Origin of the sequence: Shewanella sp. TB7-MNA-CIBAN-0143 (assembly GCF_040310065.1) — a bacterium.
In the GTDB taxonomy this organism is placed as follows: domain Bacteria; phylum Pseudomonadota; class Gammaproteobacteria; order Enterobacterales; family Shewanellaceae; genus Shewanella.
The window spans coordinates 21,087-45,627 of record NZ_JBEOPL010000008.1 but is presented as its reverse complement, the minus strand read 5'-3'; the positions used below and the strand labels follow the sequence as shown (position 1 = coordinate 45,627).

The 24,541-nt window shown below is 42.7% G+C and carries 21 protein-coding genes; 6 read left to right on the top strand and 15 right to left on the bottom strand.

Annotation, left to right across the window (positions count from 1 at the left end; all coding sequences use genetic code 11):
* The first annotated feature begins 79 nt into the window (after positions 1–79).
* Together AAEY97_RS08380 and AAEY97_RS08375 are read left to right on the top strand one after the other, a co-directional pair.
* Positions 80–1,096: a diguanylate cyclase domain-containing protein gene (locus AAEY97_RS08380; RefSeq protein WP_350976890.1), complete on the top strand. Its 1,017-nt coding sequence runs from the start codon at positions 80–82 to the stop codon at positions 1,094–1,096.
* A 779-nt stretch (positions 1,097–1,875) separates the two neighbouring features.
* The gene (locus tag AAEY97_RS08375) at positions 1,876–2,574 is read left to right on the top strand and encodes a DUF3581 domain-containing protein (protein ID WP_192115483.1); all 699 of its coding nucleotides are present in this window, start codon (positions 1,876–1,878) and stop codon (positions 2,572–2,574) included.
* A 236-nt stretch (positions 2,575–2,810) separates the two neighbouring features.
* Here AAEY97_RS08375 and AAEY97_RS08370 read toward each other — a convergent pair whose 3' ends face one another.
* From AAEY97_RS08370 to hldE, 3 genes are all read right to left on the bottom strand, one after another.
* Positions 2,811–3,278 carry a TetR family transcriptional regulator gene (locus AAEY97_RS08370; RefSeq protein WP_350998029.1) on the bottom strand — a complete coding sequence of 156 codons (468 nt, stop codon included), beginning with the start codon at positions 3,276–3,278 and terminating at the stop codon, positions 2,811–2,813.
* A gap of 227 nt (positions 3,279–3,505) precedes the next feature.
* A complete protein-coding gene (locus tag AAEY97_RS08365; protein ID WP_350998026.1) occupies positions 3,506–4,492 on the bottom strand; it encodes a hypothetical protein in 987 nt (328 codons plus the stop codon).
* Positions 4,493–4,495: 3 nt separating this feature from the next.
* Entirely contained in the window at positions 4,496–5,926 is a 1,431-nt protein-coding gene (hldE, locus tag AAEY97_RS08360) for a bifunctional D-glycero-beta-D-manno-heptose-7-phosphate kinase/D-glycero-beta-D-manno-heptose 1-phosphate adenylyltransferase HldE (RefSeq protein WP_101086086.1), read from the bottom strand.
* A 105-nt stretch (positions 5,927–6,031) separates the two neighbouring features.
* Between hldE and lpxL the strand changes: the two genes are divergently transcribed.
* Positions 6,032–6,958 (top strand): LpxL/LpxP family Kdo(2)-lipid IV(A) lauroyl/palmitoleoyl acyltransferase, encoded by a 927-nt coding sequence (lpxL, locus tag AAEY97_RS08355; protein WP_335690720.1) that lies wholly within the window; start codon positions 6,032–6,034, stop codon positions 6,956–6,958.
* Between the two features lie 160 nt (positions 6,959–7,118).
* On the opposite strand, the gene AAEY97_RS08350 is transcribed toward lpxL, so the two are convergent.
* The gene (locus AAEY97_RS08350; protein WP_101086088.1) at positions 7,119–7,493 is read right to left on the bottom strand and encodes a hypothetical protein; all 375 of its coding nucleotides are present in this window, start codon (positions 7,491–7,493) and stop codon (positions 7,119–7,121) included.
* Between the two features lie 146 nt (positions 7,494–7,639).
* Positions 7,640–8,311 carry a nitroreductase family protein gene (locus tag AAEY97_RS08345; protein ID WP_174839626.1) on the bottom strand — a complete coding sequence of 224 codons (672 nt, stop codon included), beginning with the start codon at positions 8,309–8,311 and terminating at the stop codon, positions 7,640–7,642.
* Positions 8,312–8,534: 223 nt separating this feature from the next.
* Here AAEY97_RS08345 and AAEY97_RS08340 point away from each other — a divergent pair, with 223 nt between their 5' ends.
* Together AAEY97_RS08340 and AAEY97_RS08335 are read left to right on the top strand one after the other, a co-directional pair.
* Entirely contained in the window at positions 8,535–9,215 is a 681-nt protein-coding gene (locus AAEY97_RS08340; RefSeq protein WP_101086090.1) for a Rossmann-fold NAD(P)-binding domain-containing protein, read from the top strand.
* A 233-nt stretch (positions 9,216–9,448) separates the two neighbouring features.
* Positions 9,449–9,622 carry a helix-turn-helix domain-containing protein gene (locus tag AAEY97_RS08335; RefSeq protein WP_101086091.1) on the top strand — a complete coding sequence of 58 codons (174 nt, stop codon included), beginning with the start codon at positions 9,449–9,451 and terminating at the stop codon, positions 9,620–9,622.
* 196 nt (positions 9,623–9,818) lie between these two features.
* Here AAEY97_RS08335 and nqrF read toward each other — a convergent pair whose 3' ends face one another.
* The 9 genes from nqrF to AAEY97_RS08290 form a co-directional block, all read right to left on the bottom strand.
* Entirely contained in the window at positions 9,819–11,036 is a 1,218-nt protein-coding gene (gene nqrF / locus AAEY97_RS08330) for an NADH:ubiquinone reductase (Na(+)-transporting) subunit F (protein ID WP_101086092.1), read from the bottom strand.
* Positions 11,037–11,060: 24 nt separating this feature from the next.
* Positions 11,061–11,669, bottom strand: coding sequence for an NADH:ubiquinone reductase (Na(+)-transporting) subunit E (gene nqrE, locus AAEY97_RS08325; RefSeq protein WP_101086093.1), 609 nt, complete (start codon positions 11,667–11,669; stop codon positions 11,061–11,063).
* A gap of 9 nt (positions 11,670–11,678) precedes the next feature.
* Positions 11,679–12,299 (bottom strand): NADH:ubiquinone reductase (Na(+)-transporting) subunit D, encoded by a 621-nt coding sequence (locus AAEY97_RS08320; RefSeq protein WP_101086094.1) that lies wholly within the window; start codon positions 12,297–12,299, stop codon positions 11,679–11,681.
* Positions 12,300–13,067 carry a Na(+)-translocating NADH-quinone reductase subunit C gene (locus tag AAEY97_RS08315; RefSeq protein ID WP_101086095.1) on the bottom strand — a complete coding sequence of 256 codons (768 nt, stop codon included), beginning with the start codon at positions 13,065–13,067 and terminating at the stop codon, positions 12,300–12,302.
* Positions 13,057–14,271, bottom strand: a complete 1,215-nt coding sequence (locus AAEY97_RS08310) for an NADH:ubiquinone reductase (Na(+)-transporting) subunit B (RefSeq protein ID WP_350976913.1) — start codon at positions 14,269–14,271, stop codon at positions 13,057–13,059. The genes AAEY97_RS08315 and AAEY97_RS08310 overlap by 11 nt, the downstream gene beginning before the upstream one ends.
* A complete protein-coding gene (locus AAEY97_RS08305) occupies positions 14,271–15,650 on the bottom strand; it encodes a Na(+)-translocating NADH-quinone reductase subunit A (RefSeq protein ID WP_350998021.1) in 1,380 nt (459 codons plus the stop codon). The genes AAEY97_RS08310 and AAEY97_RS08305 overlap by 1 nt, the downstream gene beginning before the upstream one ends.
* Before the next feature lie 357 nt (positions 15,651–16,007).
* Positions 16,008–17,705, bottom strand: a complete 1,698-nt coding sequence (cydC, locus tag AAEY97_RS08300) for a heme ABC transporter ATP-binding protein/permease CydC (protein WP_350998201.1) — start codon at positions 17,703–17,705, stop codon at positions 16,008–16,010.
* A 35-nt stretch (positions 17,706–17,740) separates the two neighbouring features.
* Complete coding sequence (gene cydD / locus AAEY97_RS08295; protein WP_101086098.1) at positions 17,741–19,531, bottom strand: heme ABC transporter permease/ATP-binding protein CydD; 1,791 nt, start codon at positions 19,529–19,531, stop codon at positions 17,741–17,743.
* Between the two features lie 333 nt (positions 19,532–19,864).
* Positions 19,865–20,923, bottom strand: coding sequence for a DUF3626 domain-containing protein (locus AAEY97_RS08290; RefSeq protein ID WP_101086099.1), 1,059 nt, complete (start codon positions 20,921–20,923; stop codon positions 19,865–19,867).
* Positions 20,924–21,259: 336 nt separating this feature from the next.
* On the opposite strand from AAEY97_RS08290, the gene AAEY97_RS08285 reads away from it, so the two are divergent.
* The gene (locus AAEY97_RS08285; RefSeq protein WP_101086100.1) at positions 21,260–22,693 is read left to right on the top strand and encodes a DEAD/DEAH box helicase; all 1,434 of its coding nucleotides are present in this window, start codon (positions 21,260–21,262) and stop codon (positions 22,691–22,693) included.
* 149 nt (positions 22,694–22,842) lie between these two features.
* On the opposite strand, the gene dbpA is transcribed toward AAEY97_RS08285, so the two are convergent.
* Entirely contained in the window at positions 22,843–24,246 is a 1,404-nt protein-coding gene (gene dbpA, locus AAEY97_RS08280) for an ATP-dependent RNA helicase DbpA (protein ID WP_101086101.1), read from the bottom strand.
* Between the last annotated feature and the right edge of the window lie 295 nt (positions 24,247–24,541).

Sequence of the window (24,541 nt, the reverse complement as noted above, 5' to 3'; positions counted from 1 at the left end):
CAGCAATCAATGCTGGTGTTTTTTTGTTTAATAACCCGCTAAACTGGGTCCATTGGACTTAAAGGATTATCAGTTATTAATGGAACAGCAGGATATTATTGCTCAATTACAGCTTGAACTAGAGCAGCATAAGCAGAAAATCAAGCGACTAGAATACGAGAATAATCGGCTTTCGCTGCTCAATAAACGAGTAAACGAGCAACTCAACGCTACGCTTGATGGCACTGGTTTATGTCTATGGGAGCAACATATTCCCAGCGGAAACCTGACTATTTTTAATCAACAGTGGGGCCATCTGCTCGGTTTTACCCGTGAAGAATTACCGGCCCATATCAGCAGCTGGAAAAATAATCTCCACCCGGAAGATAAAGACTGGGTGATACAAGCCTTTGAAAGTCATGTAGCCGGTAATGCTGAAATTTATCAAGCCGTGCATCGCATGGTGCACAAAGATGGCACTGTTGCATGGGTGTCTGACCGTGGGCGTATTATTGAATATGGTATTAACGGTGAACCGCTTCGTATTATGGGCACTCATATTGATGTCACCCAAGAAAAGCGCTACGAACAAGATTTAGCCAAACTCGCTCATCGTGATCCGTTAACTAATTTACTCAATCGAAATGCACTCATTGCTGCCTTTGAACAAGGAAAAAGCACTCACAGTACACATCAAGGCGCGCTGTGCTTTATCGATTTGGACGGTTTTAAGATAATTAATGACCACTTAGGCCATCGATATGGCGATAGTTTATTAATCCATATTGCCAACGATATTGCGCAAATATGCGATCAACTGTTTAGCACTGCAGACTCAACACAAAACCCACTTCATCATGTGGCACGTTTTGGTGGTGATGAGTTTGTCATTTTAGTTCATTGCAATGATGTGGAACGATTAACCGCATTGGCTAAAACCTTGCTGTCACACTATCAACATCCTATCGAATTGGAGGGTGAAAGCATTAAAGTAGGCCTCAGTATTGGCATCAGCTTATTTGATGAATTAGACGAGTTCACTAATGTTTGTGAGCAAGCCGATAAAGCCATGTACAGCATTAAAAAACACGGTAAACATAATTTCTTATTTTGGTAATAAGATTGAAAAACGCCCCCCCTTTTTTGAATATCCCCAATAATCTATAAATTCCTACATAAGCACTCACATAAGCCCCTCATATAAGCCTTAAATCATCACCAACTGTGCCAAGGTCTTGTGAAAAAAATGCCCATTATCAGGGTGAAAACGAAAAGAGCCTCTCTCCAGCAGAATAATATATCTTCAACGCCAGATAAAAAATGGGATAAATCCACACAGTGAGTTTATTCACAGCGCTAATCTCAAAGCTGTTATCTATGTTGCTAACAAGGCGTAATGACGGATAAATATCTGGCTGATTGGTATTCGATACCAAGCAAATAGCATAACAAAGAGCGGTTTGATATCCGTTAAGTCGATGTAAATGACACGAAAATCCAATATAAATGACACTGAAAATATAATTTATATCACTTTATATTCGTTTTCAGGATATGCTGCCAACTAAGTTGATTTGTCATTCAAAACAAAATCTCAAGTAAACGTACCAAGTAATCTTGGTATACTGTTGTAATACAAAGAGCATGTTCGACTTATTTCGTCTGTGATGACACCGGCGAAACAGAACTAAGTACACTATGACGACTGTAGTTAAGCTCAATATTGGCTGTTTATAGTCATCGGGTGAGTTTATTTGCCTTCATGCAGTAAACTCTCGCTCATTAATGGATTTTATCACTAACCTAGTCTCGCATTAGCCTACATTGTTACCGCGTTATCATTAACAATCATGCCTTGTGATATGGCTTACTACTGACTAATAAGAATTATTCTTTATGTTTTTATCACCTTATTTTACTAAGCAAGATCAAAGCGTGTTTATTTCGGCTCAACAAGCCAGTGACTTCGCCAAAAAAATCGCTGGAGATTTCAACCCTATACACGATGTGGGCGCTAAACGCTTTTGTGTCCCTGGCGATTTATTATTTGCACTAGTGCTGACCCAATACGGCTTAAGCCAAAACATGCAGTTTAAGTTTGCCGGCATGGTCGGTGACAACGTTGAGCTGCACGTCGATAAAAATGTGGCCAATAAATTCAGCATTAGCGACACCAAAGGCAAAGAATATCTGCATATTGAGCGTCAAGGTGAAGTGTGCCAATGTGATATTCAAACAGCGGCATTTATTAAAAGTTATGTTGCTTTTTCAGGATTGAACTTTATCCACGTACTTGTGCCGATGATGAAGCAATACAAGGTCATGATTAACCCTGATCGCCCATTAGTGATTTATGAAAGCATGTCATTTCATTTAGACCATTTTGATTTCAGCACCATCAGTTTGCACCTTATCAAACAAGACTTAGCGATTGATGGCAAGCGTGGCGATGTCACCCTCACCTTTGAACTGCAAAGCGAAGGAAAAGTGATTGGTAGCGGAGTCAAAACATTAGTATTAAGCGGCTTACGTGCTTTTGATGACGAGCAAGCGCAGCAAATGTGCGACAGATATGAAAGTAGAAAGCTGGCGTAAACCAAGATACGTGAGCGATGTTCATCGTTCACGAAATACCATTCCATAACGATACCTGCGTAATTCAACTTATTGAATGCTCAGATACCAATATGGAATAGTCTCTTCGATATCGTATTGATCATAATGTCAATTTTAATACCGATTTGTTACTTACAGGGTAAAACTTAAATAGCCAAAATTTTTAGTGCTTACAACAAATTGGTACATGTAACAAACTCGTGAATTTTGATCAGTTACTTTGGCACGTCTTGTAATAATGCCAAGGCACTATTACCGATAAGTTGCTCAACACATTTACGCCCAGCATCAGCAAAATGACTAACAGCAGCCTCGATGACAATATTAAGCGATTTGAGTATTTTCATGCTTTCGTCACTACTGCCACATAAACTAAAAAACAGTTGTAATACTGCTTTACGTTCAGGTTGTTTCATAACTTCAGCCCATGATTGCTCTAGTGCCGATATCGAAGACAAATCTAATCCTTCAATAAAAAACTGTCCGATACGCTGATCTAAACGCACTAAAAATTCTGTTTTACGCGGAAAGTGATGACTGATACCCGTTCGGCTGACTCCAGTGGCGGCAGACAGCGTGGTATAAGACATCGCCTCAAAACCAATCGTGAGGATTTGTTTAAAGGCTTCATCTAAAATTTGGTTAACGGTTAACTCAGTTTCAACTCGTGAACGCTTGGCCATAAACTTGGTCTCTCTAATTATTTTGGTGCCAGAGCTTACCAGACCAAACTAGAAAATTCTGCTAAGAATTAGCGAATTTACAACATTTTTAACCGTACAATATCCAGAAAGACAAGATAAAACAGAACATTATCGCGATAACTATTTATTTACCCTTTAAAATCAAAGGTTATAAAAAATCACAATTTAATGAGCTGCAGAAGGTGATAAAAACAGGTTACAAAAATTTACATATTATTTTCGGTTAAGAATTGATTTTTCAGCCAACGTTGTGCCTCAGCCTTACCCATTAACCTTTCTAATGTCGGCGACAACACTTGAATTAGCTCCGATTGACGCCAAAAAATGTACCCTGGCAAAGATTGAACCGCACTAAAAGTACGCTGCACTAAGCTAGAAAATTCTCCCATGTCACGCGGCGACCACGTCGGCATTAATGGATAAACTGCGGATAAAAAATCCTCATAGTGAGTAAAATGCTGCAATTGTTGGGCATTATAATGATTGAGCACAATTTGAAGTTGAGGCGCGCTCCAATGCGACAAATTACCACTGTCGTTGATAAGGGCCAGGTTTCGGCGATGAAATTGTTGCCACGCTAAATCGAGCTGCTGATAATGCTGCGCAATACGCCATAACAGATACAAATCCGCTAGCCACTCATGCTGATACTCAGTTAAAGATGAGGGTAAAATACTGCCTTGTAATGCAATGTTATATAAATGGCCTATTTCATGCCACAAGGTTAATTGTATTTGGTTGGCTAATGGCAACTGATAAGTTTTTAAACCAATTGCACCACTCTGTTCAGCCATATTATTAGCAGGATTGACAACAATAACCCCTGCTATTGTGCGATGTTCAGCAACCAGCACCATCGCACTTTTACGCCCAACGGCGCGGCGAATATTGGCAACAGAAAAAGCGGTTTGTTGTTGTAATGAAGCAGGGAGTAACGCAATACACCTTACCAGTGAAGATAAAGAACATACTAGCGCTTGTTTGGTTGCTATTGGGATAAAATAAGCTTGGCGAATGTCATCACTCGCCAAACCATTTTCAACCATAACTGTTGTGGTTTTTAGTTGATTTGTGGTCATAGATTGAGGCGTAATAAGCTGGCCGGCATTAACAAAGTGACCAACCAATAACGGCGCGCAAGCAACGCTACAGCTTAATAACTTGAGTAATGACCGTTGCCAGTATCTAAGCATCAACTATTTTTGTGACATAATATTTTGAATAATAGCGGTAGTGGATACACCATCTTCAAATCCAAGCACTTCAACCTTGCCACCTGCAGCCATCACTTCAGCACCACCAGCAATATCTTCCACTTTGTAATCGCCGCCTTTGACTAAAGAATCTGGCAATAATCGCGTAATAATACGTTGTGGGGTGTCTTCAGTGAAAGGGACTACCCAGTCTACCGATGCTAGACCCGCTAAAACTGCCATACGGCGATCAACAGGATTAACCGGACGTCCAGGGCCTTTTAAGCGCGTCACCGAGCTATCATCATTTACAGCAACAATAAGGCGATCACCTAAGGCTTTAGCTTGCTGTAAATAGCTCACATGGCCAGCATGTAAAATATCAAAACAACCGTTGGTCATGACAATGCGCTCACCGCGTAAACGGGCCTGATCCATTGCATAAGCTAATTGATCTTCTGTCATTACCCCAAAACCAGACTCGCCATGGTTAAGGGCTAATGCTTGAATCAGCTCAATGCGGCTAACCGTTGAAGTGCCAAGTTTACCTACAACCACGCCCGCGGCGGTATTGGCTATCGCACAAGCTTGCGCTAACGAAGCACCGGCAGCAATTGAGGTCGCCAAAGCAGAAATCACCGTATCACCTGCTCCCGTAACATCGTGAACTTCACGTGCAACCGTTGGAATGTGCAGTTCGGGTTGGCTTTGCGACACTAACGTCATGCCCTTTTCTGAACGGGTCACTAAAATGGCGTCAAAGTCGTGCAACTTAATCAGTTTCTGTGCTTTTTCGATTAAATCATCTTCGCTGGTTACCGTACCGACAACCGCTTCAAATTCGCTCATGTTTGGCGTGATTAATGAAGCTCCGTGATAACGAGCAAAATCATGCCCTTTCGGATCAACTAATACCTTTACCCCTTTGGCTCGTGCTTTAGCAATAAAGTCCTTAGGTTCATCAATGGCGCCTTTGGCATAATCAGACAATACCAATACATCGACATTGTCTAAAATGGCTTCGCTTTGCGCGAATAATGCTTGGCTAGTCGCTTTATCAAATTGCTCTTCAAAATCTAAGCGGATTAACTGTTGATTACGCGACAATACTCGTAATTTAGTAATTGTCGGCTTGTCTGCTACCGTTAACCATTGCGGTTCTACGCCAAACACTTTTACCCCTTGGGTTAATGCTTGTGCGGTTTCATCTTGGCCTACTATGCCCGCTAACTGGACATGTCCACCTAATGTTGCAATGTTTAATGCCACGTTGGCGGCGCCGCCGGGTCTATCTTCAATTTGATTAATTTTAACAACAGGTACAGGGGCTTCGGGTGAAATGCGTCCCGTAGGGCCTACCCAATAGCGATCTAACATCACATCGCCAATCACTAAAACGCGCGCATTTTCAAAAGCTGGGAGAGAAACCTTCATAGTGTATTCGCTGTCTTGTAAAAATTTAACCGTGATTGTACCTAATTTTCATCTAAATATGAGGTAGAATAACAAATAATTTTTTGTGAACTAGACGAGTTGTCCGTGGTCGAGAAAGCCGAATTTTCTTCTGATTTATATCATCCTAAACATTGGCCTATATGGTTTGGCGTCGGTTTGATGCGTTTAACCTTGCTATTACCTCTGTCTTGGCAAATGAAAATTGGCCGTGGCATTGGTCGATTAGTCATGAAAGTTGCGAGCGGAAGAACCCATACCGCTAAGCGTAATATCAATTTATGCTTTCCTGAGATGAGTGATGCAGACAAGCAACAACTGCTTGAGCGTACTTTTGAAGAAACCGGTAAAGCGGTATTTGACACCATTAACGCATGGTGGTGGTCAAACGAGCGCGTGCAACAGCACATGACCATTAAAGGCACTGAGCATGTTAGTCAGAGTTTAGACAATGGCAAAGGGGTGATTTTATTTGCGGTACATTGTTTACCACTTGAAATGGGCGCGCGTATATTTGGCCAGTTTGCCCCGGGAATTGGCGTATATCGTCCCCATAACAATCCGGTGATGGAATACTTACAAGTCAAAGGTCGCTTACGTTCAAACAAAGGCTTAGTGCCTAAGCGTGATGTGCGCCAGATGATCCGCAGTCTGCGCAGTCCTGATGTCATTTGGTATACCGCCGATCAAGATTTTGGCCGTTCAAGCGCGGTGTTTATTCCCTTTTTTGGCGTGCCAGACGCTGCCACCATTACTGGCGCAACCTCACTGGCAAGATTAGGTAAAGCCAATGTAGTGCCTTTTTTTGTTGAACGTAATAGCGATGACAAAGGCTACACCCTTGAAATAATGCCGCCTTTAGAGAATTTTCCTGGCGACAATGAAACAGACGACGCCATTCGTGGTAACCAGATTGTAGAACAACTGATTAGCCGCAACAAAGCTCAATACATGTGGCTTCATCGTCGTTTTAAAACCCGTCCCACTGAAGACACGCCATCGTTATATGACTGATTTAAGTTAAACGCGTCGGGTATATAAATGATGACTGTTGCTACCAACTAATAGCTACTGATGAGCAATACATAATTAACCCGCTATAGCAGTATGAAAGCCATAGCGGGTTAGTTATGTATTCAGAAAAATGTAAAAATCGAGACAAAAAAAGAGGCTATTAAGTTTTCTTATGAGTAAATTCAAACTCTTGCGAAATATTGACCGCCTTAAATCCTGATGGGTCCGCCATCAAGGTTTTCGCCATAAAATCGGCTGCCATCCCAAAAGGCTTTTCATTAACTTGGCGATTAAACTCAATACCTTCGCCCGTTTGGCTGATTAAATATTGATAAGCCAAACGGTTACACTCAATCACCCAATCAGCGGTTTCGCCAGCGGCTTCAGTTCTTGGCAAGCAACTTAACCCAATAGCGTTATCATTGTGTGTTATCGATAATTCGACTAAGTGGCCTAATTGAGCATCATCAGCTTCTGCTAGCATGGAGACAATCCCGCCTAGAGAGCAAACCAACAACGAACTTAACAATTTCATATTAACTCCTTTTAATACGTATCTAACGACGATCATTGAGATCAATAATATTCTTACCAACAATCATTTTACAAGCAGTCATTTTACAAGCAGCCGTTTTACAAGCTGTCGTTTTGTAAATACAGCTAGACTAACAGTGAACAGCATTAAATAAAATCACAAATCTCCGCAAGCGACTTTTTCTCAATAGCATGCTGTGGAATGGTCGCTCCATCGGCCGGGTATCCCGCTATTATAAGCATATACGGACGCTCATTATCATTGTCGCGCCCACACACTTTACTTAAAAAACTCATCGGTTTTGGCGTATGCGTTAATGTGCCAAGACCTGCATGATGCAATGCTTGAATTAAAAAACCGGTCGCAATCCCCACAGACTCATGCACATAATAATTACTTTTCTGTTCACCCGATTCTTCAGTACGTTTTTTGCTAAACACTGCAATCAGCCATGGCGCGTGTTCTAAATACGGTTTATCAGCATTAGTGCCTAAAGGTTTTAATGCATCTAACCATTCTTCACCGGCGCGACCTGCATAAAATGCTTGCTCTAACGCCTCAGCTTGTTGACGAATTTGCGCTTTTATCTGTGGGCTATTTATCGCCACAAAATGCCATGGTTGATGGTTAGCACCATTGGGCGCCGTGCCCGCCGCTAATATGCACTGCTCAATAATGGCTTGGGGTACCGCGCGATCAGAGAATGCCCGTATTGAATGACGTCGCTTAACTTGCTGGTAATTATCTTGTGCCCGCTTGAGCATTTCATCTGGAGAATATTCAATAAAATCTGTTAGTGGTAAATGCGCTTGGCTCATAATCCATCCTAATTGTTGTTCTTATGATTGCTATTCTTATGATTGTTATTCTTATGATGGTTATATTTTTATAAAGTGAAAACTCATTTTCAATAACCGGTAGTTTTTGTAGTAGTCCTAAGCTAACAAACAGGATAATAATTGCTATTAAAATATTCTTATTGAAACCATTAAGGCGACAGATTAGAGTCTAGCGAGTCGGTTTAGCTTTCTAAAGGATTATATGATTGCAGCAATAATAGGTGCGACGGGTTTAGTGGGGAATACCTTACTTACTCGCATCATTGAAAGTGAACATTATAGTAAAGTATTGGTTATTGGCCGTTCGGCACCTAATTTGGTCGAACATCAATTTGGGGCTGAGAAAGTGCAATTTATTTGCTGCCAACTGGACGAAGTACATGAGCTGGCATTGGCAGAAAAAGTTGATCATGCGTTTTGCTGTTTAGGCACCACAATCAAACAAGCGGGCAGCGAAGAAGCTTTTAATCAAGTCGATAAATTAGCCGTATTGGCTTTCGCTAAACTTATCCAAGTTCAAGAAAATCCTTCACTTAAATTTATGGTGGTGACCGCATTGGGCGCGGATGCTAAATCAACCGTGTTTTATAATCGAGTCAAAGGCGAAGTAGAGCAAGCCCTTAAGGCACTATCTTTACCGGTACTCAATATTTTTCAACCGAGCTTATTATTAGGACCACGAGATAATGGTCGTTTTATGGAAGATATTGGCCAAAGCCTTTTTGGTGGTTTATCGTTTCTATTTATCGGTCCGCTGCGTAAATATCAGCCCATTAATGCGCACACGGTAGCGGAGTCGATGTACCAAGTAGCTTTGAAGCCTCAGGTCGCTCCCACGCATCAAATTATCACTAATGCCATGATGCATCGCTGTCATTATTAATACCAATCGTATTAGTTATCTGCTCATGCTGTGGGAATTCAAATGACGTTAATCAAGTCGAAGACTTGAAGGCATAGTCATTTTACGTCAAAAGGCTTCAACGCAGAATAATGTGATTGGTTTGATACTAAGCTCGACAAAAACACGCGAATATGACAAGTTAATGCACATGTGATGTTTAATACTAACAAGGCAACACGAGTAGCTATAACCATAACGTAAGGAGAACGAGAATGAGTGATGATAACGATTTATCTTTAAATGAAGTCTGTGAAATACTCGACAAAAGCCCTACTACGATTAAGCGTTATGCTCGCGAAAATTTACTGTTCACTGAACAAAACGGTAATGTGCTAAGTTTCAACAAAGCCGAAGTAATGCGTTATCTGGCGTTTTCTGAACGTTAATATCGACTCTGAACGTTAATGTCGAGTGAAACCCTATTTGCTAAAAAATCCCCAAACCGTCAATGACAGTATGGGGATTTTTTATTGATACGCTCAGTTCATATTCTTATTTACAGCTTTTAAGCTACGCTTGGACGAGTAAATATGAATGACCGAACATGGGCTAGCAAACATAAACCCAACGCTCAACACAGCATTAGTCACCAAAATCATCTAGCAAGATGTTTTCAGACTCGACACCTAAGCTTTCTAGCATGGCTATCACTGACGCGTTCATGATTGGAGGACCACACATATAAAACTCACAGTCTTCTGGCGCTTTATGTTGTTTCAAGTAATTCTCATACAGCACGTTATGAATAAAGCCGGTATAACCCGTCCAATTATCTTCAGATAATGGATCAGACAAAGCAACATGCCAAACAAAGTTGTCATTTTCGGCGGCTAGTTGATCAAAATCTTGCTGATAGAACACTTCACGAGTTGAGCGAGCACCATACCAAAAGCTCATTTTACGTTTGGTTTTAACACTTTTTAATTGGTTAAATATGTGCGATCGCATCGGTGCCATACCCGCACCACCACCAACAAACACCATTTCAGCATCGGTTTCTTTGACAAAAAACTCACCAAAGGGACCAGAAATTGTTACCTTATCACCGGCTTTTAAATTAAAAATATATGACGACATTTTGCCTGGTGGTAAACCGGCTTTAGGCGGCGTTGCAATACGTACATTTAGCATAATCGTCCCCTTTTCATCAGGGTAGTTTGCCATTGAATAAGCACGTAATACGTCTTCATCAACGGTAGACACTAAATCGAACAAACCGTATTTAACCCAGTCACCACGATACTCTTCAGGAATATCAAAATCGGCATAACGTACTTCATGCGCAGGCGCTTCAATTTGAATGTAACCACCGGCTTTAAATAATACATCTTCACCGTCGGGGATTTTTAATAACAGCTCTTTAATAAACGTCGCTTGGTTATTATTTGAAACAACCTCACATTGCCATTTTTTAACCCCAAAAATTTCTTCATCAATCTCAAGTTCCATGTCGGTTCTCACCGTCACTTGGCACGCTAAACGACAGCCTTCTTTGGCTTCTTTTTTCGAAATATGATCAAGTTCGGTCGCTAAAATATCACCGCCACCGGCTTTCACTTTTACGCGACATTGGCCACATGTTCCACCACCGCCACACGCTGATGGTATAAAAATATGTTGTCCAGACAGTGCGCCCAATAACTTATCACCAGCAGGAGTTTGCACGCTTTTGCTGGCGTCACCATTAATACTAATAGTGATATCATTGGTGTTCACTAACTTACGTTTGGCAGCTAAAATCACCACCACTAGCAAACTTACCACTATGGTAAACATGCCAATACCTATTGCCATTTCCATTAAATAACCCTTCTCTTCAATGCGTTACAACGTAATGCCCGCAAATGACATAAAGCCCAGAGCCATTAAGCCGGTGGTAATAAAGGTAATCCCAATACCTTGTAACCCATCAGGAATAGCATGAAACTTCATCCGCTCACGCAATCCCGCTAATAACACAATGGCCATCGCCCACCCCACACCAGAACCCGCAGCAAAGACCACTGACTCAGTAAAGTTATAGTCACGGTTAGCCATAAAGATAACCCCAGCAAAAATGGCACAATTCACCGTTAATAGCGGTAAGAAGATCCCTAATGACTGATATAAGGTCGGAATATAACGGTCTAAAAACATTTCTAAGATTTGCACTAATGCAGCAATGACCCCAATAAAGGTAATCAACTGTAAATAGCTTAAATTCAACTCAGGAAACCCAGCCCAAGCTAATGCGCCTGGCGCTAAGATATTAACGTAGATAATTTGGTTTAATGGCACAGCCAGCATCATGACCACAATCACCGCAATGCCTAAACCAAATGCAGTAGAGACCTTTTTCGACACGGCTAAAAAGGTGCACATACCCAAGAAAAATGACAGCGCCATGTTGTCGATAAACGCCGCTTGGATAAATAAATTAATATAGTGTTCCATGCTGTTTCCTTATCCGCGCTTACGCTGAATGATTTTAATGACCCAAATCATCACGCCAATTAAAAAGAACGCACTGGGTGGTAAAGTGAACATTTCATTTGCAAGATACCAACCGCCATTTTCAACAGTGGTAAATATGTTGTGACCAAACAAACTGCCACGCCCCAGTAGCTCACGAATAAACGCTACGCCCATTAAAATTAAGCCATAACCCAAGGCATTGCCTAAGGCATCAAATACGGCTAAATGAGGCGGATGTTTCATCGCAAAGGCTTCAGCTCGGCCCATAATGATACAGTTAGTGATGATCAAACTAACAAACACAGACAACTGTTTTGACAATTCATACGCCACGTCTTGTAGCACCATATCGACAATAATCACCAACGAGGCAATCACCGTCATTTGCGCAATAATCCGCACACTATTAGGAATAAAATTGCGGATACTTGAGATAATCAAGTTAGAAAATACCAACACAAAGGTCACAGCAAGTGTCATGACGAATGCAGTTTGCATCGAATTACTGACCGCTAAAGCCGAACACACACCTAATACCTGTATTGCCACAGGGTTATTAGCCATAATTGGCGATGTTAGGATCTCACGAGTTGAAATAGCACGACTCATTTATTTACCCTCCGCAGCTAACGTGTGTAGATAGGTTTGGTATCCTTCTACGCCAAACCAAAACTCGACTAAGCGCTGAATACCGACACCGGAACGAGTAGCCCCACTGACGCCATCAATACCGTGAATGTCACCATCTTTGGCGCCGCCCTTAACCACTTTAATGGCAATATTACCTTTGGCATCAAATAACGTTTTGCCTTGCCACAAGGCTAACCATTGTGGGTCAGTAATAAAGTCCGCAATACCTGGGGTTTCGCCATGTTCATAAAACACGATATTTTCGATAGTGTTTAAGTCTGGTTTTATCGCCATGTAACCGTAAATAATCGACCATAAACCTTTGCCATAGATCGGCATCACAATGCTGGCAAGTTGGCCATTGGTGTCATACACCTCAAAAATACGAATGTCGGTCGCCATGGTTTTAATTTTAGCGATATCTTTTTTCGGTTTGGTCGAGGTTTCAGGGTTGATCGATGCCATGCGCTCATCAAAATCAAGTAGATTGGCTTTTTCAGTCACCTTGCCTGTCGCCAAGTTAACCATCTTAGGCTTCACTCGTTGAGCAAATAACTCACTAAAGTCACCTTGGCTGATGTCGATGTCCGCAGCCTTTAACACAAACTGCTGCACTTCTTCGCGCTTTTTAGCCAACTTACGCTCTTTTAAAATCTCCACGGTACCGGTGATCATAAATGAGCAAACTAGGCTTAAAATGATGATAAAAATCATTGTTCCAGCGACGCTATCTTTCTTAAAGGCCATGACGTTTTAGTCTCCGTTTAATATTGGCGCGTGCGACTAAGTAGTCGAATAACGGTGCCCATAAATTAGCAAACAAAATAGCCAACATAATGCCCTCTGGCATTTTGGCATTCAGTAAACGAATAATAATGGTCATAAAACCAATCATAAAACCAAAGGCAAATTTAGCCTTGCGGGTATATGACGCCGTTACCGGATCGGTGGCCATAAACATCATCCCCAGTGCAAAACCACCAGTGACTAAATGCCATGTCCACGGCATTGCCGACATAGGATTTCTGCTAGAACCAAAGTAGTTAAACAACAAAACGGTTATGATCATTCCTAGCATCACGCCGGCTACCACACGCCAATCAGCTACGCGGGTAAGCAGTAAAATACCACCACCGATAAGGATGGCTAAGGTACTGGTTTCACCCACTGCACCTGGGGTAAAACCTAAAAAGGCATCCCACCAAGTGCTGTCGCTTAATACGCTGAACCAACTCACATCAATAAAACTTAATTTTTTAGCCACGGTAAGGGTTAACGTCGTTGCACCAGAAAAGCCATCAACCGCCACAAACTGGCTTAATGACACCACTTCTGTTGGGTATGCAAAATAAATAAACGCATAACCCGCCAGTGCAGGGTTTAAAAAGTTGTAACCCATACCACCAAACATCTCTTTGGCCACGACCACACCAAAGCTAAGGCCCAAAGCTACAATCCATAACGGCGTAGAGATAGGTAATATGAGTGAGAATAATAACGCGGTGATAAAGAAGCCTTCGTGCAGCTCTTGGTGGCGCACTTTGGCAAACACCACTTCCCACACCAAACTGACCACCAACGCAGTTAAGTAAAATGGCACATAAAAACTGGCACCATAGGCAAACAAACTGATCAAACCTGCACTTTCTGTAAGTGGGCCAAACAGTAAGTCATAAAAGGCAAGTTGCCATACATCCGGCTGTGTTGCCCCGGCAATAATGGCTATTTGAGCCTGCAGGCCAATGTTGTACATGCCCAATAACATTGCAGGAAATAAGCACATGCCCACAATATGCATGGTGCGCTTAACATCAATCGCATCACGAATATGCACATCACCTTTGGTGCTACGACCATTGGCTATCCACAACGAACGTAAATAGCTGCGCATCGAGTTGCCATGAGCGTAATAGCTGTCTTGTTTGCTAGGCTTTTTCTGTTGCTGACTCATTAACCTTCCCTCTCGATAATATCTAGGCAAGCACGAAGTTCTTTACCAAAGTCATACTTTCCTGGGCACACAAAAGTGCACAACGCTAAATCTTCTTCATCTAGCTCTAATGCGCCGAGCAGTTGTGCTTCATCGGTATCTCGCACCACTAAATCACGTACTAACAAGATGGGTAAAATATCAAGCGGCATAACGCGGGCCAGTTGGCCAAACGCCATCATGGCTCGCGGAGAACCACCAGCAGTAGTGGTGAAATCGAACAGTTTTTTGGTGCGGCTAAAACCTGACATCATGATGCCGGTAAGTGAAAATTTACTGCTGTCATGACGCACCCAAGGCAACAACTCTTGACGTTCATTTTCAGTCAATACGCTAATTTGATTATGGAATCGACCTAGGTAATCGTACACATCAGCAGCGGTATGGCCTGACAATAATGACCCAGACACAATGCGCGACTGTCGCTGGTCAATTTCACCATTTACCCATTTGCTTAACTTTGCGCCTAACTGGGTACGTACTAAACGCGGCTTTAATACATTAGGCCCCCCTAGCGCGACGATGCGATCAGTATACAGTTCACCGGTTAAAAACAGTTTGCCGAAGGCAATCACATCTTGGTAACCCACATGCCACACCTGGCGTTCAATACTGGCTGGTAACAGGTAATGAATGTGAGTGCCGACTAATCCTGCTGGGTGCACGCCGTTAAAGCGTTGCACACTGACTTGCGATAAGTCGTACTCGCTGCTGGCATCTGCCAATAACGAAACGCCATCGTCTTGGCATAAATACACTTTTTCGGTGGTCAAAAACGTTAGGGCAAATAATCCGGCTTGGAAAGCTTGTGGTTGAGTGGCAATAATGACACGCGGATCGGGCGCGAGAGGATTTGTGTCAATAGCCGTAACAAATATCCCTGCAGGACTGACATCTAATTGGGGCACTCGAGAAAAAGGACGCGTACGCAGCGCTGTCCATAAGCCACTGCGGACTAAACCGTCTTTAACGGCTTGATGTGATAACGCATGAATATCCACTGATTGGAGAATAATGGCAGGCTCTTGCGTGGCATCACAATCAATCACTACCGACTGCAGTACCCTACGTTCTCCGCGATTAATCGCGCAAACAACTCCGCTGGCTGGCGCAGTAAATAACACGCCAGGGGTTTTCTTGTCCTCAAACAGCACTTGGCCTTTGGCGACATGATCACCCACTTCAACCGACATTGTAGGCTTTAAGCCAACGTATTCTTCACCAATTAACGCCACTTGGGTCGTTTTAGGTGCGCCATCTATTTGCTGCAGTGGTTCTCCAGCAATCGGGATATCAAGTCCGCGCTTAATAGTTATTACTGGATTGGTAACACCAGCCATCACATTCACCATCTAAAAATATTCGATAGCTTATGTTATATGTTTGCAACTACTAATATAGTAACTAAGATCACACTCCGAGCGAGGACTGTAATTTTGGAACATAACCGAATGCCAGATTTGTGAAGCAGGTCAATTTATGGTCTCGAGATAAAACTATTTATGTAATTTATGTGTCAAAAGGGTTGTTACATTCCGGCAGTATTAGCGGTACATGTTATAACCAATAATCCATAAAAAACCCACGACTAGATTGATTAACACCTACCGATTAAGCTTGATTACACCGCACCCAAGACAGCCATAACTTATGTTCTATCGCGCCAGGCTAAGAGTTTACTCTGTTGATTGTTTAATTTAATCCGCTAACTGTTGAATTAGTCGACCTTGTTGAAAAAGGTACACGCAATCCATTTGTTCTAACGCAGTCAAACGATGACTAATCATTAACAGGGTTTTATGCTCCGCAAAATCGAGCAACACGTTAAGGATTTCACGCTCGGTACGTTTATCTAATCCTTCAGTCGGTTCATCAAGCAATAACAAAGGAGCGTCACGCAATAATGCCCTTGCGACTCCGATTCTGCGCTGCTCACCACCCGATAATTGTCGGCCGCCCTCACCTATCCAGCAATCTAATGGTTTATCGCCCTGCAACAAGGTTTGTAAACCAACGCGCTGTAATACCTCTATAAAACGAGGATCATGAGCTTTTTGGGTTTCGCTTTGCACAAAGGGCAACGCCAAGGCTAAATTGTCACGTAAGGTACCAGAAAACAGATAAACTCGCTGACTCACCACGGTCATCGCAGCACGAAGATTGGCATCGCTGTAGGCACTTATGGGCTCGCCATCAAGCGAAATAGACCCTTGTTGCGGCGCCCAATCACGAGTAATCAGCCCCAACAAGCTGGATTTACCACAACCTGTGGGACCTAAAATAGCCACTTTTCCACCGGCTTTAAGAGTCAAATCTACACCTTGTAACACCGGTGAATGGCTGTGATAACCAAAGTGAACACCACTGAGCTGCAAGGCGCCGTGTTTTGCTTGCAAGTGACTGTTAGCATTAAATTTAACACTCGGTGTTTGTTCGGTTATTTCGGTCACCCGCCGCGCAGCAAGTACTGTGCTAGATAAATGTTGAAATGCACCGGCTATTGGCATCATCATTTCAAGGCTGGCCATGGTGGCAAACACCATTAAGGCCATTAACGGCCCCGGAGGCGTGGCATCTCCGACGCTTTGACCCGCTAAATACAACATAAACACTACTGCAATGCCATTGATTAATATCAATAATGCTTGGCTCAACCCAGTAATATTAGCCATGGTAGTTTGCTGACTAAATAAAGCCTGCTGTGATTTATCAAGTTGGGCTAAATAACGCTTATTGGCGCCAAATAAACTTAATTCAGCTTGCCCCTGAATAACATCAAACAACTCGACTCGATATTGCCTTTGCGCTTGCATCAATGCTTGCCCAGGTGCCTTACCTAAGTAATAAAATACCAGCGGTAAGATAAACCAAGCCGCTAATAACAAAGCACATAAACTCAAGGCTAAATGGTTATCAAACCACCCGAGAAACACCAACAAGACCCCAATCATCATCAAAGATGCGGTCATTGGCGTGAGTAAGCGTAAGTAGAGATGATCTAACGTATCAATGTCGGCAACTAAACGATTGAGTAAGTCGCCTCTGCGCAGACCTTGTAAGTTAGCTGCACTCAACGGTAGCAACTTATTCCATGCCCAAACACGCAGTTGAGTCAGCAATTTAAAGGTCGCTTCATGCGTTGCTAAGCGCTCGCCGTAACGACTTGCTGTTCTGGCGATGGAGAAAAATCGAACGCCTCCTGCCGGGGTAAAAAAGTTGAATGTTTGGGCCGTCAACACTGCTAAGCCTGCTACCGCACTGGCTGATAAGAACCAACCAGATAAAGACAACAGACCAATACCGGTGAGTAACGTGGTAAACGTAAGCAATAAACCGACTAACATCATCAGCCACTGGCGGCGGAACAAAGCAATAAACGGCCTTAACACCTGAATAATGTTACGCGGCGCGGCATCAACGGGTTGCGACATCAGCACACCTCCGGTTGTTGATTCTGTTGCTGATTGAGCATTTGTGCTAATAATCCATCAGCCTGCTGTAAATCATTTACATGGCCTTGCTGCACTACCATTCCGTTGTCCATCACCAATACGTAATTCATGTTGTGTAAATCATCTAATTTGTGGGTAACGGTTAATGCTGTTGTCGACTGCATCGCGCGGTGCAACGAGGCCAGCACTGACTGCTCGCTTTGGGCATCTAAGCTGGCAGTGGGTTCATCTAATAAAAACAATTTAGCGGGTTGTGCCAACGCACGTGCTAATGCAAAACGCTGGGCCTGGCCAACTGACACTCCTGCACTTTGGTCGCTTATGACTAAATCGAGGCCTAATGGTTGCTGCTTTACAAACTCACTGATATCAGCTTGTTCTAGCAACGTCATAATCTGCTCATCGTTTAATTGCGGATTGGCCAATGCAACATTTTCTCTCACCGTGCCATGAAACAATTGCGGATCTTGCCCTAACCAAGCCAAATGTTGCCGCCATTGGGCCACATTAAGTTGTGACAATTCCTGACCATTAATCAGTAACGATCCCTGATAAGGCAAAAAACCCAGCAACGCATTAAGCAAGCTGGTTTTACCCGCACCACTTGGGCCCACAATAGCCCAGTGTTCACCTGCGGGTAATGTAAATGATATTGGCCCAGCTAAACGCTGACCATCTAAACTAAACACTTCAATCCCAATCGCTTGAATGTCTATGCTGTCGGCTGTGAACGCCATATCTGGTGATGCTGAATGGATTTTAGCAGGGGTATTAACGTGATAATCAAGTAGCTCAACCAACGCTTCTGCAGCGCCTATCGCTTGAGCTTTGGCGTGATAATGAGTGCCTAAGTCTCGCAGGGGTTGATAAAATTCTGGCGCTAAAATCAACACAAACATGCCAGTAAACAAACTTACCTGTACGCCATAGTGACCAAAATCTAAATGGCCTAAGTAACTAAAGCCAAAGTACACCGCCAACACGGCAATCGATACCGCGGCAAAGAACTCTAATACCGCGGAGCTAAGAAAGGCTAAGCGTAATACCGACATCGTCCGGGCACGAAAATCTTCCGAAGCATGTTCAATGTTAACTAACTCGGCTTCACCGCGATTAAACAGCTTTAACGTTTGCAGGCCTTTTAGGCGATCCATAAAGTGACCGCTTAAACGTGATAACGCCTGCATATTTTTACGATTAGCATCTGCGGCGCCCATACCCACTAAAATCATAAATAGCGGAATCAATGGTGCGGTGGCCATCAAAATGATCCCAGCGGCCCAATTAAGCGGAAACACACAGGCTAATATAAGCAAAGGAATAAACCCTGCCAGCATCATCTGCGGTAGGTATTTAGCATAATAGTCATGTAAATCTTCAACTTGCTCAAATACTAAGGTTGCCCATGACCCAGCAGGTTTGCCTTTAATAAATACCGGCCCTAATGCGACTAATTTATTGAGCACCGCTTGGCGTATGTCGGTGCGTAAACGTTTGCCCGCCTCAAAGCTTATCCGTTCACGCACCTGCGCTAACAATGCTCGGGTGAATAGCAAACCAATAAGGGCAAAAAATTGAATGTTTAATGTGGCGGGAACAAGGTTATCAATAATGACACCCTGTAAAATCTGAGCAATAAAATAGGCCTGTGCCACCATGGCAATGCCATTTAGCACACCACATAGCACCGATAGTTTGAGGAAAATACCACAAGAAGATTGTTGGCTTTTAAGCCATTTGGCTAATGACTTTTCTAACGACTTGTCCATGAAGCTCCGGCAGAGTTATCGATGACCACTTTAATCACGCAGTATCGCAGTCCTGGCATCGAGTTGACACCTAAAACAGTGTAAATGTTATCTGATTCACATTTTGCTAATAAAGCCTTATTTAAAGATTAAATTTAACCACTATCAGCTTGAAATTTATCAAATTCAATAAAGTGCATCTTTTTACAAATAGAATGGTTAATCACAAACAACATCACAGTGTTAAACACAGTCTTTAACACAAACACGTTGAGCGACAAAACCAAGCTAATTTGCAAAAAGAACCAAAGGGGAAGCAATGCGAGTAAAACAATTTATTGTTGGTAATAACATTTATTGACCAGTACTCTCCCCGTATTTTACCAATACGTGCCAGAGTAACTTTAAATCTTGTCGTTTTTTAGAATGTGCACCACGCTCACTCCATGAAGCCGGTTGTTTTTGCAATTGATACGCCGCACGGCCAATAATCTCAGCATTAATCAACTCATTTTCAGCAAGGCTTTGCGCCAAAATAGGCATCGCAGCACCACGAAAATCATCGGGTATTTGTGCCACATTAATCTGCCGCCCTTGATGCCAATGCAACTCAATTCCATACTCGTGACACAAGGCGACTAATGAATCGCCAATGGCAGTGCCTACATATGACGGATCGGCCACTAATATAGCAATATCTTGATCGAGCGACACATCGCCGTGAATTTGGGCTTCAATATAATGATCTAAATTACCGCTAGGGGCCACATCGAAACGGCTACTGATATCATCGGTTAAATGCTGACTAAAATGTTCAATCAACTTACTCGGTTTAAGCCCAGAAATACCCAAAGCATATTGACGCTCAAAACTCTCACTGAGTAATGCCGCTAAAATCGCATCAAAACACTTTATAGTGCCCTTTTCTTTGGGCAACCGATAAGAGTCCATGTAACTAAAGGTACATCGAGACAATATTTGAGGATGAGTCACTAAATAACAACTGCCAAAGCGAGGCGCCGGGCCTAATGGGCACAAACCAAAATCTAACGCACCATATTTAGGCCGATGCTTAATCCCAGAATAGCTGTGACCAAATAATTGGTTTTCCCAATGGTCGCGAGAACCGCCTAATTCTGGTGATAAATGACCATTAGAGACATGGGTTTCAAACTGGCTTTTATACACCCCATCACGCAATAAACCATCAACAACAGTGAGGCCTCGATTATCAATTTGATCGGGATGAAAATGCAACGCGACTCGGCTATGTTGAGCGAGCTCGCGCATAGCAAGTTGAAGAGATAAGGTTGAAATATTAGACATTAACAGCACATTTTTAATCACGGCATGAGCATGATCTCGCAGCTCATACGCCATTTTTTCAATATGTATTTGTGCCGTTAATTTCATCAGTTAGAGACACCTTAAGTTAAGTAACCTCAGCTAAGTCGCTGAATATTTAGATAGAAAACGAGTTACCATTTTATTGTATGCAATAAGTCGACTTTTAGCACTGATTCTGGTCTTAAGATTAACACGATTTCATTAAATCGCTGTATTTGGCAATCATAAGCGAGACATTTTCACCATTAAATAGTCCATTATTAATTGTGATTTCAGAGTATATATCGCTGCCCACACAGGGATTTGATAGCACTCAAAGAGGTTTTCAGGTAAGCTTCACGGCCGCCGTTACTGGCTACCTTTTATTCAAAGCAACAATGCGTTGCCCAAAGAGATTTTTCTATGAGTTTTTCCTCACTTGGTCTGAATGCTGCTATTTTAAAAGCGGTTGAAAAACAAGGTTATGACACCCCCTCTCCAATTCAAGCACAAGCAATTCCAGCGGTTTTAGCCGGTCAAGATGTAATGGCAGCAGCACAAACAGGGACAGGAAAAACAGCTGGTTTTACCTTACCAATTTTAGAATTATTATCTAAAGGTGAACGAGCGCAACGTGGTCAAGTCCGTGCGCTAGTATTAACACCAACACGCGAACTTGCCGCGCAAGTACAAGAAAGCGTCGCCACTTACGGCATCAACTTACCGTTAAAATCAGCCGTAGTCTTTGGTGGCGTGTCCATCGTGCCACAATTAGCTGCGCTCAGAAATGGTGTCGACATTCTGGTCGCAACGCCAGGCCGTTTACTCGACTTATGTCAGCAAAAAGCCATTAGCTTTAACAAATTAGAAATTCTAGTGTTAGACGAAGCAGACCGCATGCTAGACATGGGCTTTATTCGCGACATTAAAAAAGTATTAGCATTATTACCCGCTAAGCGTCAAAACTTGATGTTTTCAGCAACATTCTCGAATGAAATTCGTGAACTTGCTAAAGGCCTGGTTAACAATCCGGTAGAGATTTCAGTTACGCCGCGTAACGCAACAGCAAACACCGTGACCCAATGTGTGTATCCAGTGGATAAAACCCGTAAATCAATGGCGCTAATCGAACTGATTAAAACCAATGATTGGAAACAGGTGTTAGTGTTTTCTCGTACCAAACATGGTGCTAACCGTTTAGCGAAAAGCCTAGAAGCTGCTGGCATCAAAGCCGCTGCCATTCATGGCAATAAAAGCCAAACAGCACGCACTAAAGCATTGGCAGATTTTAAAGCCGGTGCCGTACAAGTTATGGTCGCAACAGATATTGCCGCGCGTGGCATCGACATCGATCAACTGCCATTTGTGGTTAACTTTGACTTACCTAACGTACCTGAAGATTATGTGCATCGTATTGGCCGTACCGGCCGTGCTGGTTCAACAGGTCAAGCTGTATCATTAGTGGGTCTTGAAGAAGTTAAATTACTGCATGATATCGAGCGTTTAATCAATCGTGTTATTGAGCGTAAGCAACTTGCTGGTTTTGAAGCACCATTCACTATCCCTGAAGCGAGTAGCAGATCTGGCGGTAATAGCGCTAAAAAGCCAAACCCGAATCGCAGTAAACATGCTCAACAGCATGCAAATGATGGCGCTCAAGGTGATAAACCAGCGCGTAAACCTGACTCTCGCCAACCATCACGCAGTCACGATAAGCCTGCAGATCCTAAAGCGGAAGCTAGAGCGAATGGTAATAAACCACCACAGCGTAATCGTCCACCACGTCGCAGTGGTACTGCACCAGTAGTGTCAGCCAATAGCAATAATCCTTATGCCAACGCTAAAGTTAAAAGCTAACTTGCGATAGAGCATAAAAAAGCCGGTGAACATTGTTCAGCGGCTTTTTTATTATTCAGGCATAACCCAATCGACTAACTATCAATCAACTGCAAATCAATCAACTGCAAATCAATCAACTGCAACCCTACAGGCTGCAAAAGGCTCAGTTACATGAACCACGCACGATAGCTACGGCCTTTTAACTTACCTTTACTGATGATATTCATCGCTTGTTTAGACACATTGCTTTTTACGGCAAAGTAAGCGCGAAAATCAGTCACTTTAATTTTGCCAATATCGTTAAAATCTAAACCATTGCCACCCGTTAATGCACCAACAATGTCACCAGGACGGATTTTTTGCTTTTTACCCGCCTCAATCTGAATGGTGATCATTTCAGCAGCAAGCGGTTGCTTGTTGAGCGCACTCATTGGCGGTAAAGGCTCACTGACGACATCTTTGTTCATGGCTTCTTCAATCATCGCCATTTTGTAACCGTCTTCTTCACCAAAGAAAGTATATGCGGCTCCAGAACTGCCAGCACGGCCAGTACGGCCGATACGGTGAATATGCACTTCAGTATCGTAAGCAATATGATAGTTAAATACTGCGTCTAACTCATCAATATCTAAACCACGTGCAGCTACGTCGGTAGCAACTAAAATACGCGCACTACGGTTAGCAAACTGCAATAACATTTGATCGCGATCGCGCTGCTCTAAATCGCCATGTAATGCTAGTACGCTAAAGCCAAACTCATGTAATGAGTCAGCCACTTGTTGGGTTTCACGCTTGGTATTACAAAACACGACTGCGCTTCCAGGCTGCTTATCTAATAACAATAAACGCAATGCCTCAAGACGGCCCTGGTTATCTTCAATACGATAAAAGTGCTGATCGATAGTGAGGTTATCGTGTTTAGCTTCAACTTTAACCATTACCGGTTTATACAGAATTTGATCGGCAATCGCTTGGATTTGATCTGGGAACGTGGCACTAAACAGCAATGTTTGACGTTCACGAGGGGCCGCGGCAATGATTTGGTCAATGTGCTGTTGGAAGCCCATTTCTAACATGCGATCGGCTTCATCTAAAATCAGCATGTTCATGTTACTTAAATCTAAACGGTTGCGATCTAAATGATCAACAATACGACCCGGTGTACCGACAATAATGTGTGCTCCGTGTTCCAATGAGCCAACTTGTGGCCCCATAGGTACGCCGCCACATAGCGTTAGTACTTTAACGTTATGGATACCACGGGCCAAGGTACGAATGTCTTTCGCTACTTGGTCGGCTAACTCACGCGTTGGACAAAGCACCATGGTTTGGATGCGAAAACGTTTTACATCCAGTTTATTAAGCAATCCTAAACCAAAGGCAGCTGTTTTACCTGAACCAGTCATCGCTTGGCCGATAACATCTTCACCGGCCAAAATAGGCGGTAAGCTCTCAGCTTGGATCTGAGTCATCGATTCAAAACCCATAGTTTGGAGGTTTTCAAGCAATTCAGGTTTTAATTTAAGTGATGCAAAAGCCGTGTTAACGACTTGTTCTGTAGACTGACTCAAGGCAAATATCCTCTGATATCGAAAGGTAAAAAGCAGGCAAAAGCTGCAAAAAAATATACCAATACCATTACATAAATGAGCCAATAACGCGCAAAACTATCATTAAACAGCGGAACAAAATTAGCATATACAATGATGTTATATGAAAAATGCTTACCGCTATTTGCGAACGATTTATCTTGCCAGAAGGAACAGATAATAAATAAGATTGGTGTGAGCAAAGGTCTTAAAACAAACCTAAGCCAGATGTCAGCTATTGTAGCAATTTTATTCGCAGTTCGCTGACAAATATTTA

Coding starts and splice junctions, on each gene's coding strand:
- AAEY97_RS08375 (WP_192115483.1), top strand. CDS start 1,876: ATGTTTTTATCACCTTATTTTACTAAGCAAGATCAAAGCGTGTTTATT.
- AAEY97_RS08380 (WP_350976890.1), top strand. CDS start 80: ATGGAACAGCAGGATATTATTGCTCAATTACAGCTTGAACTAGAGCAG.
- AAEY97_RS08370 (WP_350998029.1), bottom strand. CDS start 3,278: ATGGCCAAGCGTTCACGAGTTGAAACTGAGTTAACCGTTAACCAAATT.
- AAEY97_RS08290 (WP_101086099.1), bottom strand. CDS start 20,923: ATGAAATTAACGGCACAAATACATATTGAAAAAATGGCGTATGAGCTG.
- cydD (WP_101086098.1), bottom strand. CDS start 19,531: ATGGACAAGTCGTTAGAAAAGTCATTAGCCAAATGGCTTAAAAGCCAA.
- AAEY97_RS08310 (WP_350976913.1), bottom strand. CDS start 14,271: ATGAGTCAGCAACAGAAAAAGCCTAGCAAACAAGACAGCTATTACGCT.
- AAEY97_RS08320 (WP_101086094.1), bottom strand. CDS start 12,299: ATGAGTCGTGCTATTTCAACTCGTGAGATCCTAACATCGCCAATTATG.
- AAEY97_RS08340 (WP_101086090.1), top strand. CDS start 8,535: ATGATTGCAGCAATAATAGGTGCGACGGGTTTAGTGGGGAATACCTTA.
- AAEY97_RS08335 (WP_101086091.1), top strand. CDS start 9,449: ATGAGTGATGATAACGATTTATCTTTAAATGAAGTCTGTGAAATACTC.
- AAEY97_RS08350 (WP_101086088.1), bottom strand. CDS start 7,493: ATGAAATTGTTAAGTTCGTTGTTGGTTTGCTCTCTAGGCGGGATTGTC.
- AAEY97_RS08305 (WP_350998021.1), bottom strand. CDS start 15,650: ATGGCTGGTGTTACCAATCCAGTAATAACTATTAAGCGCGGACTTGAT.
- AAEY97_RS08365 (WP_350998026.1), bottom strand. CDS start 4,492: ATGCTTAGATACTGGCAACGGTCATTACTCAAGTTATTAAGCTGTAGC.
- hldE (WP_101086086.1), bottom strand. CDS start 5,926: ATGAAGGTTTCTCTCCCAGCTTTTGAAAATGCGCGCGTTTTAGTGATT.
- AAEY97_RS08345 (WP_174839626.1), bottom strand. CDS start 8,311: ATGAGCCAAGCGCATTTACCACTAACAGATTTTATTGAATATTCTCCA.
- AAEY97_RS08315 (WP_101086095.1), bottom strand. CDS start 13,067: ATGGCCTTTAAGAAAGATAGCGTCGCTGGAACAATGATTTTTATCATC.
- AAEY97_RS08285 (WP_101086100.1), top strand. CDS start 21,260: ATGAGTTTTTCCTCACTTGGTCTGAATGCTGCTATTTTAAAAGCGGTT.
- nqrE (WP_101086093.1), bottom strand. CDS start 11,669: ATGGAACACTATATTAATTTATTTATCCAAGCGGCGTTTATCGACAAC.
- nqrF (WP_101086092.1), bottom strand. CDS start 11,036: ATGGAAATGGCAATAGGTATTGGCATGTTTACCATAGTGGTAAGTTTG.